Source organism: Embleya scabrispora (assembly GCF_002024165.1).
Classification (GTDB): Bacteria; Actinomycetota; Actinomycetes; order Streptomycetales; family Streptomycetaceae; genus Embleya; species Embleya scabrispora_A.
This window is the reverse complement of the sequence record NZ_MWQN01000001.1, coordinates 3,092,289-3,107,785: the sequence shown is the minus strand read 5'-3', so window position 1 is coordinate 3,107,785 and position 15,497 is coordinate 3,092,289. Positions and strand designations below refer to the sequence as shown.

Here is a 15,497-nt window from a genome sequence, read left to right as displayed (position 1 = left end):
CCCCGGCCGGTTCAGCCGGTCGTGGTGGTCAGCTCCGGGATCGCGGTCAGCTCGGTGCGGGAGACGATGCCGAGCTTGGGATAGGCCTTGTACAGGTGGTGTCCGACCGTGCGCGGGCTCAGGAACAGCTGGGCGGCGATGTCGCGGTTGGACAGGCCCTGGGCGGCGAGGCGGGTGATCTGTAGCTCCTGCGGGGTGAGCAGGGCCAGGACGCCGGCGGGTTGGGGGCCGCGCGGGGCGGCACTGCCGCCGATCGCGCCCAGTTCGGTCCGGGCCCGATCGGCCCAGGAGCGGGCGTCGAGCCGGTCGAACTCGGCCAGGGCGGTACGCAGGCGGTCGCGTGCTTCGGTCTTGCGGCGCATGCGGCGCAACCACTCCCCGTACAGCAGCGCGGTCCGGGCCCGCTCCAGCGGCCGGCGCTCGCCCTCGTGCCTGGCCAGCGCGGCGAGCCAGGACTGCTCCGCCGCGTCGTCGCCGGCGAGCAGCGCGCGGCAGCGCAGTACCAGGGCGTCGGCCCACGGCCGGCCGGCCCGGTGCGCCCATCGCTCGAAGCGGTCCAGCGGCTCGCGGGCCCGGTCGGGGTCGCCGGCGCGCACCGCGGCCTCGACGAGGTCGGGGACGGAGCGGGTCGCGCAGATGTGATGGCGCATCGGTTCGCGGGTGAGCTGCTCCAGCCGGTTGAGCGCCGCGTCGGGGCGGCCCAGGCCCAGGTCGAGCAGGCCCAGTGCCCAAGCCGACCAGGGTGCGCCGGCGGCCATCGCGCTGCCGACGCCGCCGGTCAGCGCCGCGTCGGCGTGCCGGTGTGCCGCCTCCTCGTCGCCGGCGACGCCCGCGAGGTAGGCCAGCACGCTTTCGAACTGGCTGATCCACTGCCGCTGTCCGGTGTCCTGCGCGATCCGCAGGGCCTCGGTCGCGGTGGCCAGCGCGTCGGTGTGCCGACTCTCGAAGATCTCCGTCTCGGCCCGGAAGAACAGGATCGTCGGCAGCCGACCGATGCCGCCGTGTCGCCGGCTGTCGGCGGCGAGCACCGTCGCGAGGTCGTGTGCGTCGACGTCCTGCCCCAGGGTGAGTCCGACGCCGCAGGCGAGCAGGAGGGCGCCCTGTTCGTCGCCGCCGAAGTCGTGGGCGACTCGGACCAGGTCGCCGAGCACCGGGCGCTCGGTGGTGTGCTCGTCGGCCGGGAAGGCGGCGGTCACGAACGCGGCGACCGGCGTCACCGGGGCGGTCGGGGGCAGGGTCAGTGCGGCCAACTCGTCGATGCTCTCCCGCAGTTGTCCCTCGCCCAGGTACCACGCGGTGTGCACGGACTGGAGCAACATCCGGGCCGCGCGCTCGGGGTCGGACCCGGCGGCGAGGGCGGCGCCCCGGCGCAGCAGCTCGTGTGCGCTGGGGAACGCCCCCTGCCAGAAGTCGGCCAGCGCGTGGACGTGCAGCAGTCGGGCCCGCACGGCGTCGTCCGCGGCGCCGGTCAGGGCCCGTTCGGCGAACGTGCGGGCCCGGTCCGATTCGCCCGCCTCGGCGGCGGCCTCGGCGGCCAGGGTCAGCCGCCGGGTGCGCGCCTCGACGTCCTCGGTCAGTCGGGCGGCCCGCTCGTAGGCGAGCGCGGCGGCGAGGTGGCCGCTGCGCTCGCGGGCCCGCTCGCCGGTGCTCTCCAGGGCGGTGGCCGCCGCCTCGTCCACGCCGGTCGCGGCGGCGGCCAGATGCCACGCGCGCCGGTCCGCGTGGTCGGGTGCGTCGAACGCGGCGGCCAGCGCGCGGTGCGCGGCCAGGCGCCGGTCGATCGGCGCGCGCTGCTGTACGGCGGCGCGGATCAGCGGATGCCGAAAGCGCAGCCGGTCGTCGTCGACGACGATCAGCGACGCCTCCTCGGCGCCGGCCAGATCGGCCGCGCCCGCGCCGAACGCGGCGCCCGCGCGCAGCAGTACGCCCAGGTCGCCGGAGTCGTCGCACGCGGCGAGCAGCAGCAACATCCCGGTGCGCTCGTCGAGCCGGGTGACCCGGCCGTGGAAGGCGATCTGCAGCCGGCTGGTCAGCGGCAGCGCCCCCGGCCGCAGGGTGTCCCCGGCCCGTTCGCCGGCCAGTGACACGGGCAGTTCGAGCAGCGCGAGCGGGTTGCCCCGGGCCTCGGCGAGCACCCGGTGGCGGGCGGCGGGATTCAGATCCTCCGTGTGCGCGTCCAGGAGCGCGCCGGCCTGCTCGGGTGGCAGCGGGGACAGGTGCAGTTCGGGCAGGCCGGGGACCGGGAAGGCGTCGCGGTCGTCGCGCGCGGCGAGGATCAGCGCGACGCCCTCCGCGTACAGCCGCCGGGCGGCGAACACCAGCGCGTCGGCGGAGGCGCGGTCCAGCCATTGCGCGTCGTCGACGACGCACAGGAGCGGTCCGTCGCCGGCGTACTCGGAGAGCAGGGACAACACCGCGAGGCCGACGAACATCGGCTCCGAGCGCTCGCCGACCGCCAGGCCGAAGGCGGCTTCGAGGGCCTGGCGCTGGGGGTCGGGGAGCCGGTCGAGGCCGCCGAGCGCGGGGCGGAGCAGCAGGCTGAGCCCGGCGTAGGGGAGTTCGGCCTCGTATTCGACGCCGGTGCCGCGGATCACCCGCAGGTCGGTGTCGGCGACCACCCGATCGAGGAGGGCGGTCTTGCCGATCCCGGGCTCGCCGCGGAGCACGAGCACGCCGCTGCGGCCCTCCTCGGCCGCCGCGAGCAACTCCTTGATCGTGCCCAGCTCGGCGTCTCGTCCGTACAGCATGCCGATGCGCCCCCCATGTCCGCCCGCTCCGTGGCCGGCCCGTCCGTCCGGGTGTGTGGTGTCGATACCGGTACGGACCTACCGACTCCTGCGCGCCAAAGTACCTATGCGCGACCGATTCCCGTCGGTTCGGGGCTCCGTAGGTTCATGGGCAACGGAGCTCGCCGGAACCGCCGGAAGCCCGGAACACCCCACGAAGGACGGTCGCCATGACCACGAACATCGACTACACCGCCCTGGCCGAGCGCTACATCGCCGTGTGGAACGAGAGCGACCCGGCCGCCCGGCGCAAGCTGGTCGAGGGGCTGTACACCGAGGACGCCGGGTACGTCGACCCGCTGGTGGCGGCCTTCGGACACGACGCGATCGACGCCACGCTCGGCGCGGTCCAGAGCCAGTTCCCGGGCCTGGTCTTCACCCTGGGCGGCGCCGTCGACGGACACCACGACCTGGCGCGTTTCACGTGGAACCTCGGCCCGGCGGGCGCGGAGGCCATCGTGGTCGGCTTCGACGTGATCCAGATCGCCGAGGACGGCCGGATCGGGCGGGTCAACGGCTTCCTGGACAAGGTGCCGGCGGGGTTGTGATTCGCCGCGCCGGACTCGGGGCCGGGCGACGGTAGCTCGGCCCCGCGGGTTTCGTCTGCTCTTCCTTCTTCTTCACGTTTTTTCGCGTTCCCGACGCCATCCGGGTCGGTCCGTTCGGGCCGGCCGGGCGCTCTCCCCTGGGAAGGAATCACCATGTCCGCCACCACGACGGCCATCGCTCCCGACGCCGCGACTTCGACGCCCCGGCAGTCGTGGGGCGCGCTGCTGGTCCTGCTCGCCGGGATCTTCATCACCACGCTGGACTTCTTCATCGTCAACGTCGCGATCCCGGCCACGCAGGAGGACCTGCATGCCACGCCGGCCGCGACCCAGTGGGTGGTCGCGGGCTTCGGCCTCGCGGTCGCCGCCGGGCTGATCACCGCCGGTCGATTGGGGGACATCTACGGCAGACGGCGGATGTTCGCGATCGGTTTGGCGCTGTTCACCGTCGCGTCGGCGGGCTGCGGGTTGGCCGGGAACGCGGAGATGCTGATCGCGGCCCGGGTGGTCCAGGGTGCGGCGGCGGCGCTGCTGATGCCGCAGGTGCTCGGCATCGTCAATGTGCTCTACGTCGGCGAGCAGCGGGTCAAGGCGTTCACCGCGTACGGGCTGGCGATGGGCTTCGCGGGGGTGTTCGGCCAGTTGATCGGGGGCGCGCTGATCCAGGCCGATGTGCTCGGGCTCGACTGGCGCAGCATCTACTGGATCAACGTCCCGGTCGGGCTGGTCGCGCTGGTGCTGGTCCCGAGGGTGATTCCGGAGACGCGCGGCGAGGGTGGCACCCGGCTCGACCCGGTCGGCACCGTACTGGTCACGCTCGGCCTGGTCGCCGTGGTGTTGCCGCTGGTCCAGGGCCGGGAGCAGGGCTGGCCGCTGTGGACGTGGCTGTCGCTCGGCGTCGCCCCGCTGCTGCTCGGCGCGTTCACGCTGTACCAGCGCCGGCTCGCCGGCAACGGTGGCGCGCCGCTGGTGGATCCGGCGCTGTTCCGGGAGCGGCCGTTCTCGGTGGGCATCACGACGGCGCTGGTGTACGGCCTGGTGAACGCGGCGTTCTTCCTGATCCTGGCGCTGTACCTGCAACTGGGTCACGGGATGTCGGCGCTGGACTCGGGGCTGCTGTTCATCGCGCTCGGGGTCGGGTACTTCCTGTCCTCGGCGGTCTCGGGGCGGATCGCCGCCGGCCTGGGTCGGCAGGTGCTGGCCCTCGGTGCGCTGGTGCAGGGCGCGGGGCAGGTGGTGCTTGTGGAGACGGTGTCGAACACGCACGAGACGTTGTGGCTGATCCCGGGGCTCGCGCTGACCGGGTTCGGGATGGGGCTGGTGATGGGCCCGATGGCGGCGACGGTGCTGGCCGGCATCGGGGCCCGGCACGCCGGTTCGGCGGCAGGCCTGCTGTCCACGGCGCAGCAGGTGGGCGGGGCGCTGGGGGTGGCGCTGGTGGGCATCGTCTTCTACGACACGCTGGGCGACGCGCCGACGACGGGCACCTTCGGGGACGCGTTCGTGAACGGGCTCTGGCTGCTGACGGCCTTCTGCGCGGTGGTCGCGGCGCTGGTGCAGTTGCTGCCGGGGCGGCGAGCGGGCTCGGTTGCGGTGGGCGCGGCGGCGGAGCCGGCGGAGGCGGGGGTGTCGGTGGGCAGGGTGGAGGTGCCGGCGTGAGGTCGTTGGTATGAGGTCGTTGGTGTGAGGTCCTCGGTCTGAGGCTTCGGGTGGGTGGCGAGCGGCGGCGGGGCCCGATGGGTCCCGCCGCCGCTGTGTTCGGTGTCGCGGGTTGTTCTATTCGGCGTGTCGGGCCGCGTAGCGGCGGGCCTTGGTGCGGTTTCCGCATACGCGCATCGAGCACCAGCGGCGGCTGCGGTTTTTCGAGACGTCCCAGAAGACCCAGCGGCAGCCGTGCTCCAGGCAGCGTTTGAGGCGGGTCGCCTCGCCGCTGCCGACCAGGGTGTTCCAGGCGATGGTCAGCTCGGCCAACGCCCGCTGGAAGGGCGGAAGTTCAGGGCTCGGTACGAGGGCGGCGGGGTGTTCGTCGTGGCCCAGTTCGACGACCAGGGGCAGGGCGCGGGTCACCTCGTCGGCGCGTCGGAGCAGGTCCGGGTCGGGCGGATCCCCGACCGGTACGCCCAGCCGTTCGCGCAGTCCGGCCCGCAGTGCGAGCGCGGCGGCGTACTCGGCGGGGCCGATCGGGACGTCGGGATCGAGCAGCCCCTGATCGGCCAGCCATGCGCCGAGGCGGACGGGTGTGTCCACGTCGTCGGTGCCGAGTTCGACGTCGATCGTGTTCACGAACGCCTGGACGAGCAGGGCCGTGGCGGGTGCCTCGGGCATCGGCGCCTCCGTCTTGGGTCGATTCGGCCGCCGGGTCCCACTCTACTGCGACTAACCGGCTAACGCTTTTACCGGTTGACGCTCCGTGCGGATCGGTGCCAGGATCCACGGGAGTCGGGTCAACCAGTAAACGGCTTTGGTGGTTAGGGGTGGGCGATGGCCTTGCGGGATGTGCGGACCGAGCGGGTCGTCGAATCCGCCGCACCACGCGAGGGCGGTCCTCGGGCGCGAAACACCGCCGTCCTGTTGGCCTTCACCGTGGTCACCAACCTGGCCGACGGCATCACCAAGATCGTGTTGCCGGTACTGGCCGCCCGAGCCACCGATTCGCCGGCGCTGGTCACGCTGGTGTCGCTGGCCCTGTCGCTGCCGTGGTTGCTGGTCGCGTTGCACGTGGGCGTGCTGGTGGATCGGGTCGACCGGCGCGGATTGTTGTGGCTGGCCGGCGGGTTGCGGCTGCTTGCGATCGGGGGGTTGCTCGCGATCGTGCCGGCCGGCGAGGCCGGCATCGTCGTGCTGGGGCTCGGCGGGCTCGTGCTCGGCGTGGCCGAGGTGATCGCGCTCACCTCGACCGCGGCGTTGGTCCCGGTGATCGTCCCGAGGGCCGATCGGGAGCGGGCCAACGCACTGATCACCGGGGCGGAGACGGCCGCGAACGAGTTCGCCGGACCGTTCGTCGGCGGATTGCTGCTGGCGGCGGGCACCGGGCTGGCGTTGGGGGCGACGTGGGTGGCGTACCTTGCCGCGAGTCTGTTGCTGCTGCTGCTCACCGGGCGGTTTCGGGCGGTTGGGCGGGCGGGGGTGGAGGGTGAGGGCGAGGGTGGGTCCGGCGGGCCGGATGCGGCCGATGCGGCCGATGCGCCCGCCACGGTCAATGCGCAGATCGCCGAGGGGCTGCGTTATCTCTGGGGGCATCGCCTCCTGCGCACGATGACGCTGATCCTCACCGTGCTGTTCGCGAGTTGGGGCGCGTGGCTGGCGCTGATGCCGCTGGTCGCGCACGACACGATGCACATGTCCGCCCGGGAGTACGGGGTCGTACTGAGCGCGCTCGGCGTCGGCGGGCTGCTCGGGGCGGTGCTCGTGGGTTGGCTGAACCGGCTGCTGGGCCACCGGCGGGTGATGCTGGCCGACCTGATCGCGACGGTCGTGATGATGGCGGTGCCGGCGGTGACCACCGGGATGTGGGCGATCGCCGGCGCGGCGTTCGTCGGCGGGTTGGGCGGCACGCTGTGGTCGGTCAACGCCCGGTTGATCGCGCAGAACCTGGTCCCCGAGCACATGATGGGCCGCTACAGCGGGGCCGCCCGTCTGCTCGGATGGGGCGCGATCCCCGTCGGCGCGGGCCTGATCGGCGTGCTCGCCCAGGGGTTCGGCGTCCGGGCGGCGTTCCTGGCCTTCGCCGTGGCCGCCGCCGCGACGATCCCGCCGTACCTGCGAGTGGTCACCGACGCCCGTCTGGCCCCCGCATTCCGCGAGCCCGAGCCCGAGGCGGAGGAGACGGGGGCAGGGGAGACCGGGTCGGAGGAAACGCCGACGAAGGAGTCGAGGACACGCTAGGCGGGTCCCCGGGTGAGCCGCGGTGGTACGTGGCGGCCCTGCGTCACCCGGCCCCTCCTCGGTGCGGCGGTTCCGGCCACATCCGGCCCGCGGGGACGTCCGGGCCGTCGATGATCGCGCTGAGCATCCGCAGGTTCTCCGCGAACACCTCGGCCGCCTCGGGGCCGATCGTCCGGCTGATCATGCCGTCGACGTCCTTGACCACGCGGCGGCCCTCGGCGACGCCCGCGCTGCCGAGTTCGGTCAGCTCCAAGAGGACCACCCGCTTGTGTACCGGGTGGGGGCGGCGGACGATCCAGCCGACACGTTCCAGCGCCAGCATCGCGGTGGTCACGCTCTGGGGGGTGATGTGGTGCGCGCGGGCGAGGTCGGCGGCGGACAACGCGCCGTTCTCGTCGAGCCGTCCGGCCAGGCCCAGTTGGTTGATCGAGACGCCGATGCCTTCCAGGCGTTCGTTGAGCAGTCGCTGTACCGACTGCTGGGCGCGCCAGAGCAGATGGGGCAGCTGCTCGCTCCACGCGGCGGCGGCGACTTCCCGGTGGGCGGGCATCACACGTCTTTCCCTTCTTCGTACGGCCGGGGTCCGCACCCCGTGGGTGCCTCACCGGTCACCGTAGGGCACGTTCGTCCCCGGGCAGGGCCACGTCGACGTACACGTTCGCAGGTGAGGTGCATGTTCCCAGACGACGCGCATGTTCGCAGAGGGTATGCATGTTTTAAGTATGCATATAAGTTCTCAGTCTTCTGATAACTTGACAGCCTTCGATTACTCGGAAGGCTGTCTCACCATGTCCACGACCTCGCAGTCCACCCCGTCCGCAACGAGCCCGCCGCCGACCCGGGCCGTGGCCCGGCCGGCGCTCACCGTGGTGCTCGCCTGTCTCGGGGTCTTCGCCTCGTACGTGCCCATCGGCGGGGTCGCGGTGTCCCTGCCGACCATCCAGCGCGGGCTCGACGCGTCCACGAGCGATCTCCAGTGGATCAGCGACTTCTTCATCCTGCCCATGGCGGCACTGATCCTGACCTTCGGCCTGATCGGCGACCTGTACGGGCGCAAGAAGGCGTTCCTGGCCGGCCTCGCCCTGCTCGCCGTCGGCGCCGCCATCAACCTGACCGCACACAGCGTGGCCCAGGTCTGGGTGGGCCAGGCCCTCTCCGGCGCGGGCGGCGCGGCCCTGCTCACGTCCAGCCTGGCGCTGATCAGCCACGCCTACCCCGACTTCCGGACCCGGGCCAAGGCGATATCCGCGTGGGCCGCGTCGCTGGGCCTGGGCATGTCCCTGGGCCCGCTGCTGAGCGGGACGATCCTGGAACACGCCTCCTGGCGCTGGATCTTCGCGCCGACCGTGCTGGTCTGCCTGATCGGCGCGGTCATCGCGGTAGTGCTCCTGGAGGACTCGCGCTCGGCGCACGGCCGGGCGATCGACGTCCCGGGTCAGCTCACCGCGATCGTGGCGATCTCCGGCCTGATCTACGGCGTGATCGAGGGCGGCACCAGCGGCTGGACGCACGGTCCGGTCCTGGCCGCGTTCGCGCTCGCGGTGCTGGGCCTGGTGGCGTTCGTGTGGGTCGAGCGCCGTTCGGCGGCACCGATGTTGTCGCTGGACCTGTTCTCCTCGCGGGCCTTCAGCGGCGCCGGCGTGGTGATCATGCTGACCATGTTCGGCCTGGTCGGGATCGTCTTCTCGCTCAGCCTGTTCTTCGGCAACGTCCAGCACCTGAGCGCCCTCGACATCGCCTACCGCTTCCTGCTCGTGAACGGTCTCGGCGTGGTGTTCGGCCCGATCGTCGGCCGGCTGGTCGGGCGGATCGCCCCGGGGCTGCTGCTGACCGGCGGTCTGGTGCTCACCGGGGTCGGCATGCTGTCCCTGAACACGCTGGACACGGACACCGGATTCGCCGCGCTGATCGCCCCGTTGATGGTGATCGGCATCGGCTTCGCCTTCGTCATGACGCCGATCACCTCGATCGCGGTGAGCAGCGTCCCGCACCACCTGGCCGGCATGGCGAGCGCGGGCAACAACACGCTGCGCCAACTCGGCGGCGCGCTCGGCCCGGCCGTCCTGGGCGCGGTACTGACCAGCCGGATCACCGCGGTCCTGCCGGGTCACCTGGCCGACTCCGGACTGGCCGACGCCGACCGCGAACACGTACGCGCGGCCGTGTCGGACGAGGGCCTGTCGGCGGCCGGCCATCTGGGCCTGGCTCCCGAGCCCACGGGTAAGGCGCTCGGCGCGATCGGCGACAGCTTCGCGGACGCGATGCACGTCTGCATGACGATCGCGGGGGTGGGCATGTTCGCGGCCGCCGTGATCACCGTGCTGACGATCGGGGTTCGGCGGGCGAAGCCGCACGGGGGTACGGCGGTTCGGGCGTCGGGACCGGGAACCGCGTCGGGCCGGGTGCCGGCGCAGGCATCCGCCGCGACGGTGGCCGCCGGTACCGGTCCGGGGGCGGGCTCGGCCGGGGCCTGAACCCCGATCCGACCGGGACACCGCGACGAAGCCGCTCGCCGATGGGCGAGCGGCTTCGTCGGTGATGGCGACTCGGCTAGGCCGCCGCCCTCGCCCGCCGCCCGCGCAGTCCGAACGCGGTCACCGTGGCGCCCAGCACCACCCCCACCAGCGGCACGATCAGCGCGGTTCGAAAGCCGTCCAGCTCGGAGCCGCCCGCACCGGCCAGGACCGCGGTGACCGTCGACAGGCCCAGCGCCGCGCCGAACTGGAAGGCGGTGTACAGGAGTCCGCCGGCCAGGCCCTGCTCGTCCTCGTCGATGCCGTCGGTCGCGGCGATGGTGAGCGGGCCGTACGCCAACGCGAAGGCCAGTCCGAGCAGCAGCATCGTCGGGAACATCGCCACGTAGGAGGTGTCGCCGTCGATCGACAGGAACAGCGCGTACGCCACGGCGGCCGTCACCATCCCGCCGAGGATCACCCGCAGGTTCCCGTAGCGCTCCACCAGCCTCGGTGTCAGCGTCGGTGCGAGCACCGCGTCCGCCCCGACCGCGAGCAGCGCGAAACTGGTCTCCAGGGTCGACCAGCCGCGGATCTCCTGCAGGTAGAAGACCGCGATGAACTGGAAGCCGAAGAACGAGCCCGCGAACAACAGCGCGCCCAGGTTCGCCCGGATCAGCGCGCCCGAGCGCAGGATGCCGAGGCGTACCAGCGGATGCGCCGCGCGCCGTTCGACGGCCACGAAGGCGAGCAGGAGGGCGACCCCGCCCGCGAAGACCGCGATCGTCCAACCCCGGCCGTCGGCGGGGTGTTCGAGCCGGACCACGCCGTAGACCAGCAGCAACATCGAGCCGGTCACGCTGATCGCGCCGACGAGGTCGAAGCCCCCGCCGGCCTCGGGCCGCCGGTCCCGGGGGATCAGCGCCGACGCCGCCGCCAGGATCACCGCGGCGAGCGCGACCGGTACGAAGAACACCAGCCGCCAGTCGATCGCGGTCAGCAGTCCGCCGATCACCAGGCCGAGCGAGAAGCCGCCCGCGGCGGTGCCCGCGTAGAAGAGCAGGGCCCGGTTGCGCTGCGGCCCCTCCGGGAAACCGGTGGTGATGATGGACAGCCCGGCGGGCGTCATGAAGGCCGCCGAGGCGCCGGTCACGAAGCGGGCCACGATCAGCATCCAGCCCTCGGTGGCGAATCCGCCCAGGCCGGAGAAGACCAGGAAGACGGTCAGCCAGACGAGGAACGTCCGCCGCCGGCCGAGCAGATCGGCGGTGCGGCCGCCGAGGAGCATGAAGCCGGCGTAGGCCAGCACGTACGCGCTCATCACCCAGCTCACGCCTCCGGTGGACATCCCCAGGTCCTCGCGGATGGTGGGCAGCGCGACATTGAGCATCGCGACGTCGATGCCTTCGAGGAAGATCGCGCCGCAGAGGACGAGCAGCATGCCCCAGGCGCGGGGGCTCATGCGGACGGCGGGGGCGTTGCCGGGGGCGGATTCGGTGGCGTTGCCGGGCGCGGACGTGGATGTGGACATGCGGCAGCCCCTCGGGAGGCGGGTGGGTGGGATCGCGGTGGGATCGCGGTGAGGTCGGGGCACCGGGGGGTTGGTTCTTCGGACGAACCCGGTTCCCTCTTGTAACCGACCCCATCCTTCGGCAGCATCGACTTCCATGGAAGAAGGCACTTCGAAGGAACCGACCCCCTGCCCGGGTAACCAGGAGGACTACGACGCCCTCCAATGGGACGTGCGCGAGGGGTGCGAGGTCCGGCAGATCCTCGACCGGGTCGCCGACAAGTGGTCGCTTCTGGTGATCGCGATCCTGGAGAGCCGTACCTTGCGCTTCACCGAGCTGCGGCGGGAGATCGACGGGATCAGCCAGCGCATGCTCACCGTGACGCTGCGCCAGCTCGAACGCGACGGCCTGGTCCGGCGCACGGTCTATCCGGTCGTGCCGCCTCGGGTGGACTACGCGCTGACCCCGATGGGGACCACGCTGCACACCACGATCCGCTCGCTGGTCACCTGGACCGAGGAACATCAGGAACGCATCGCCGAGGCGCGGGCGGAGTACGACGCGCGTACGGGAGCGGAAGGCGACCTGGTGGCGGCGGGACGGTCGGTGCCGGGGTAGTCGTCGGCGCGGCGCCGGTCGCGCTCATCCCGGTGGCGGTTCGGCGGCGGTCGCCGGCCGGGGTTGTGACCGTTCGGAGGTCGAGACCCGGCGGCCGACGACCGTCCGCGGGGCGATTTTCGAAACCGGGTTCGGGGGTCTGCCCCCACGCCTGTTCGACGACGCGTATTCGCCTCGGTTCGGCGTCCCGGCGAATGTCCGGTTCGAAAAGTACCGGCAAGCCGGTCGAAACAGCGGAGCCTCGCGGGTGGTAACCCCGCGGTCGGCCCATTTTCCCGGGCGCGGCCACGTTTGTGGAGGTCGAGCGCCGGATGCTTGCCATCAATCGCTGCCAAATGGGTCCAAGATCGACTTTCGGGATTCCGAGTGCTTTTACTGTGATACGACGACGAGTGAAACGGAACTCTTGGTAAAGGTTTGGCAATGCAGAGACCCGGAGTGGGGGTCGTGACACCCCTGTGACTATCGTTCTGCGATAGGCGATCGGCTCGAGGTCGGCCACCCGGTCGACACGATCGCCTCCGCCGAATTCGGTGACGGGTTTCGGTGACGGTGGGCAACCACGGTCGTCGCGACGCAAGCCGGAACCGGGGACCCTCGCAGTCCCTTGGGGTGAATCGGTGCTTCGGCACCGTAGGGCGCCTTCTTCCGCCCGAACCCGTCAGCTAACCCGGTAGGCGGCCGAGGAAGGAGACCGCCGCCAGTGGCGTCCCAGCGTCGATCAGGGCAGCACCGCAAGCCCAAGCCCCGCACCGCCGTGCGTACCGCCGCGACCGTCGTCACGGCCGCCGCGACGATGACCGGTGTGATGACCTTCGCCGGCACCGCGAGCGCGGACCCCGCGCAGTCGTTCCAGCAGACCAAGGACCGCGTCAACCAGCTGCACAGCGATGCGATCAAGGCCACCGAAGCCGCCAACGGCGTCGACGAGCAGATCACCAAGCAGCAGGGCACCGCGAACCAGACACAGGCCCGGATCACCGAGGAACAGGCCGCGCTCAACACGCTGCGCGACCAGATCGGTGTCCTGGCGGCCAACCAGTACCGCAGCGGTGGTCTGCCGCCGTCGCTCTCGCTCGCGCTCAGCGGCGACCCCGAGGGTTACCTGCAGAAGTCGCAGATGATGTCCCAGCTCGACGGCCAGCAGGCCGCGAAGCTGAAGCAGATCGCGGCGCAGGCCCGAGCCCTCCAGCAGGACCGCACCGAGGCCTCCTCGCAGCTCGCGGAACTGGAGAAGCTGCGCACCGAGCTGAACCGGCACAAGGGCGAGATCCAGAACAAGCTCGCCGAGGCACAGCGCCTGCTGAACACGCTCACCGCGCAGCAGCAGAAGGAAGTCCTCGACTCGAACGACCACAAGAACGACGAGGGTTCGCGCACCGAGACCGACCGCAGCTCGCGCGGCAAGACGGACCAACCGCCGACGACGGGCAAGGACGTCCCGGTGTCCGGCCGGGCGGCGGCCGCGATCGCGTTCGCGCGGGCCCAGATCGGCAAGCCGTACGCGCCGCGAGGTGTGGGCCCCGACTCGTACGACTGCTCGGGCCTGACCCAGGCATCGTGGCGCGCCGCCAACGTCTCGCTCAGCCGCACCACGTGGACCCAGGTCAACGACGGCCCGCGGATCTCCAAGGACGCGCTCAAGCCGGGCGACCTGGTGTTCTTCTTCCCGGACAACTCACACGTGGGCATCTTCATCGGCAACGGCAAGATCATCCACGCCCCGCGCCCCGGCAAGAACGTGACCGAGGCCCCGTTGGACTCGATGTCGTTCTACGCGGCCGTCCGACCCGGCTAGGCCCGGCGACCGCCGGCGAACACGTGCTTGTGGCACGACGATCGGTCCGAGTGGGGCGAACACGTACCTCCCGGACCGATCGTGGTCGGCGGCGAGACGCGTCGAGCGGATCGGGGCCGGGGTCGGGGTTGCTGCCGGTGCCGGTGCCTCGGAGCACGCGGTATCTCGGGTTGCCGTGCCGTGCCGTCGGTTTCGGGAACCGGGGTAGGCGTGTGGACCATGGACCGTATATCGGTGGGCACTTGTTCGTGGACCGACTCCGCCCTGGTCTCCAGCGGTTGGTATCCGGCCGAATGCCGGGACGACGCGGAACACCGACTTCGTTACTACGCCCGTCAGTTCCCCGTGGTCGAGGTGGACGCGACCTACTACGCCCTGCCCAGCACCCGCAACAGTCTGCTGTGGGTGGAGCGTACGCCCGAGGGATTCACCTTCGACGTCAAGGCGTTCTCGCTGCTCACCGGACATCCCACCAGACCGGGTTCGTTGCCGGCGGAGCTGCGGTCGCTGCTGCCGCCACGGGTGCGCCCGGGTGCTGTCGACGATCGTTTGTCGGACGAGGTCTGGCAACGGTTCAGCGGGGCGCTGCTGCCGTTGCGCGAAGCCGGACGTCTCGGCACGTTGCTCTTCCAGTTCCCGCCGTCCTTGGCGCCCGGTCCGGCCGCCACCCGCTTCCTCCACGACTGCGTCGAGCGGGCCCGGGGATGGCCGCTCGCCGTCGAGTTTCGGCATCCGCTCTGGTGGCAGGACGAACACCGCGCCAAGACGACGGCTCTCCTCGAACGCCTCGATGTCGCCGCGGTGGCGGTCGACACGGCGCAGTCGCTGCCCACGTCCATCCCGCCGGTCGCCGTGGCCACCACGTCCGAGGCGGCGGTGGTTCGCTTCCACGGCCGCAACCCGGCCTGGGGAAGCGGCTCGAAGGAAGAACGGTTCCGCCACACGTATACGAGCGCGGAACTGGCCGAGTGGGTGCCCCGGGTGCGCACGCTGGCCGAATCCGTCGACCGGGTACACGTGCTGTTCAACAACTGTTGTGCCGACGCAGCCGCCCAGGCAGCCACAACCATGCGCGACCTGCTCGACGGGTAGGGACCCCTGATCGTGCCGCCGACCACGGACGATAACCATTCGACCATTGCCGGTGACCCGGCGAGAGGGTGAACGGCGCCGACCACGGTGAGGGGCGCGAATACCCCCCGGACACGATCTAGCGCAGCAGGCCCGTGAGGACGCCGGTCACGATGCGGGTGAACAGGGCGTCCACCGATTCCGGGATCTGGGGTTGGTGGGTGAACGCGGCGGCCAGGTGCGGGTGTCGGCCCTCGGCGGCGATGTGGGCGAGGTAGGCGGCCTGGGCCTGCTGCCACTCGGGGATCGTCCGGCCGTCGAGGGACTGGGCCACCTCGGCGCGCGCGAGCGCCGACACCACGGCGCTCAGCACCGCGATGGCCTCCAGCTTGTCGCGGGTCGGAACGTCCAGGTCGGCGAGAGTGCCGAGGGCGTGTTCGAGGAAGGCGACCGTGCTCGGGCCCATCGGCGTGCGGGTCGCGGTCGCGTCGAGCAGCCAGGGATGGGCGAGGGTGACACGGCGCGATTCCCGGGCCAGGGCGAGCAGGTCGTCGAGCCACGTGCCGGTGCGCTCCGGGTACCGGATCTCGGCGTGGGCGCGGTCGACCATGAGTTCCACCAGCTCCTCGCGCGTGGCGATGTACCGGTACAGCGAGGCCGGACCCGCGCCCAGGGCGTCCGCGACGGCCCGCATGGTGGCGGCGGCGAGGCCCCGGGCGTCGGCGAGGGCGACACCCGCCGCCGCCAGGGCGTCGCGGTCGTAGCCGGGCGCCGGGCCCCGCGATGCTCGCTCCGGACGGAGCCAGATGCTGTCGGCGGCCACGGCA

General features: G+C 71.8%; 12 protein-coding genes and 1 riboswitch. Of the genes, 7 read left to right on the top strand and 5 right to left on the bottom strand.

Going from position 1 to position 15,497, the window contains the following annotated elements; genetic code table 11:
- Positions 1-11 precede the first annotated feature (11 nt).
- Positions 12-2,747, bottom strand: coding sequence for an ATP-binding protein (locus B4N89_RS13730; RefSeq protein ID WP_078976125.1), 2,736 nt, complete (start codon positions 2,745-2,747; stop codon positions 12-14).
- 209 nt (positions 2,748-2,956) lie between these two features.
- Here B4N89_RS13730 and B4N89_RS13725 point away from each other — a divergent pair, with 209 nt between their 5' ends.
- Together B4N89_RS13725 and B4N89_RS13720 are read left to right on the top strand one after the other, a co-directional pair.
- The gene (locus B4N89_RS13725) at positions 2,957-3,334 is read left to right on the top strand and encodes a nuclear transport factor 2 family protein (RefSeq protein ID WP_078976124.1); all 378 of its coding nucleotides are present in this window, start codon (positions 2,957-2,959) and stop codon (positions 3,332-3,334) included.
- 153 nt (positions 3,335-3,487) lie between these two features.
- On the top strand, positions 3,488-4,993 hold the full coding sequence (locus B4N89_RS13720; RefSeq protein ID WP_268812504.1) for an MFS transporter: 1,506 nt from the start codon (positions 3,488-3,490) through the stop codon (positions 4,991-4,993).
- A 117-nt stretch (positions 4,994-5,110) separates the two neighbouring features.
- Here the strand turns inward: B4N89_RS13720 and B4N89_RS13715 are convergent, their stop codons facing one another.
- Positions 5,111-5,659: a CGNR zinc finger domain-containing protein gene (locus B4N89_RS13715; RefSeq protein ID WP_078976123.1), complete on the bottom strand. Its 549-nt coding sequence runs from the start codon at positions 5,657-5,659 to the stop codon at positions 5,111-5,113.
- Positions 5,660-5,815: 156 nt separating this feature from the next.
- Here B4N89_RS13715 and B4N89_RS13710 point away from each other — a divergent pair, with 156 nt between their 5' ends.
- Positions 5,816-7,219, top strand: coding sequence for an MFS transporter (locus B4N89_RS13710; RefSeq protein WP_078976122.1), 1,404 nt, complete (start codon positions 5,816-5,818; stop codon positions 7,217-7,219).
- 43 nt (positions 7,220-7,262) lie between these two features.
- On the opposite strand, the gene B4N89_RS13705 is transcribed toward B4N89_RS13710, so the two are convergent.
- Positions 7,263-7,769, bottom strand: a complete 507-nt coding sequence (locus tag B4N89_RS13705; RefSeq protein WP_078976121.1) for a MarR family winged helix-turn-helix transcriptional regulator — start codon at positions 7,767-7,769, stop codon at positions 7,263-7,265.
- A 238-nt stretch (positions 7,770-8,007) separates the two neighbouring features.
- Here B4N89_RS13705 and B4N89_RS13700 point away from each other — a divergent pair, with 238 nt between their 5' ends.
- A complete protein-coding gene (locus tag B4N89_RS13700) occupies positions 8,008-9,693 on the top strand; it encodes an MFS transporter (RefSeq protein ID WP_235618607.1) in 1,686 nt (561 codons plus the stop codon).
- Positions 9,694-9,769: 76 nt separating this feature from the next.
- Here B4N89_RS13700 and B4N89_RS13695 read toward each other — a convergent pair whose 3' ends face one another.
- Complete coding sequence (locus B4N89_RS13695; protein ID WP_101897083.1) at positions 9,770-11,134, bottom strand: MFS transporter; 1,365 nt, start codon at positions 11,132-11,134, stop codon at positions 9,770-9,772.
- Between the two features lie 205 nt (positions 11,135-11,339).
- Between B4N89_RS13695 and B4N89_RS13690 the strand changes: the two genes are divergently transcribed.
- The 3 genes from B4N89_RS13690 to B4N89_RS13680 all read left to right on the top strand — a co-directional run bounded on the left by B4N89_RS13690 (position 11,340) and on the right by B4N89_RS13680 (position 14,691).
- Positions 11,340-11,801 (top strand): winged helix-turn-helix transcriptional regulator, encoded by a 462-nt coding sequence (locus B4N89_RS13690; protein WP_078976118.1) that lies wholly within the window; start codon positions 11,340-11,342, stop codon positions 11,799-11,801.
- Positions 11,802-12,358: 557 nt separating this feature from the next.
- Positions 12,359-12,496, top strand: a riboswitch (cyclic di-AMP (ydaO/yuaA leader).
- Between the two features lie 8 nt (positions 12,497-12,504).
- Complete coding sequence (locus B4N89_RS13685) at positions 12,505-13,599, top strand: NlpC/P60 family protein (protein WP_143657953.1); 1,095 nt, start codon at positions 12,505-12,507, stop codon at positions 13,597-13,599.
- A 219-nt stretch (positions 13,600-13,818) separates the two neighbouring features.
- Positions 13,819-14,691: a DUF72 domain-containing protein gene (locus B4N89_RS13680; protein ID WP_078976116.1), complete on the top strand. Its 873-nt coding sequence runs from the start codon at positions 13,819-13,821 to the stop codon at positions 14,689-14,691.
- Positions 14,692-14,809: 118 nt separating this feature from the next.
- On the opposite strand, the gene B4N89_RS13675 is transcribed toward B4N89_RS13680, so the two are convergent.
- Positions 14,810-15,493 (bottom strand): TetR/AcrR family transcriptional regulator, encoded by a 684-nt coding sequence (locus B4N89_RS13675; protein ID WP_143657952.1) that lies wholly within the window; start codon positions 15,491-15,493, stop codon positions 14,810-14,812.
- Positions 15,494-15,497: the final 4 nt, after the last annotated feature.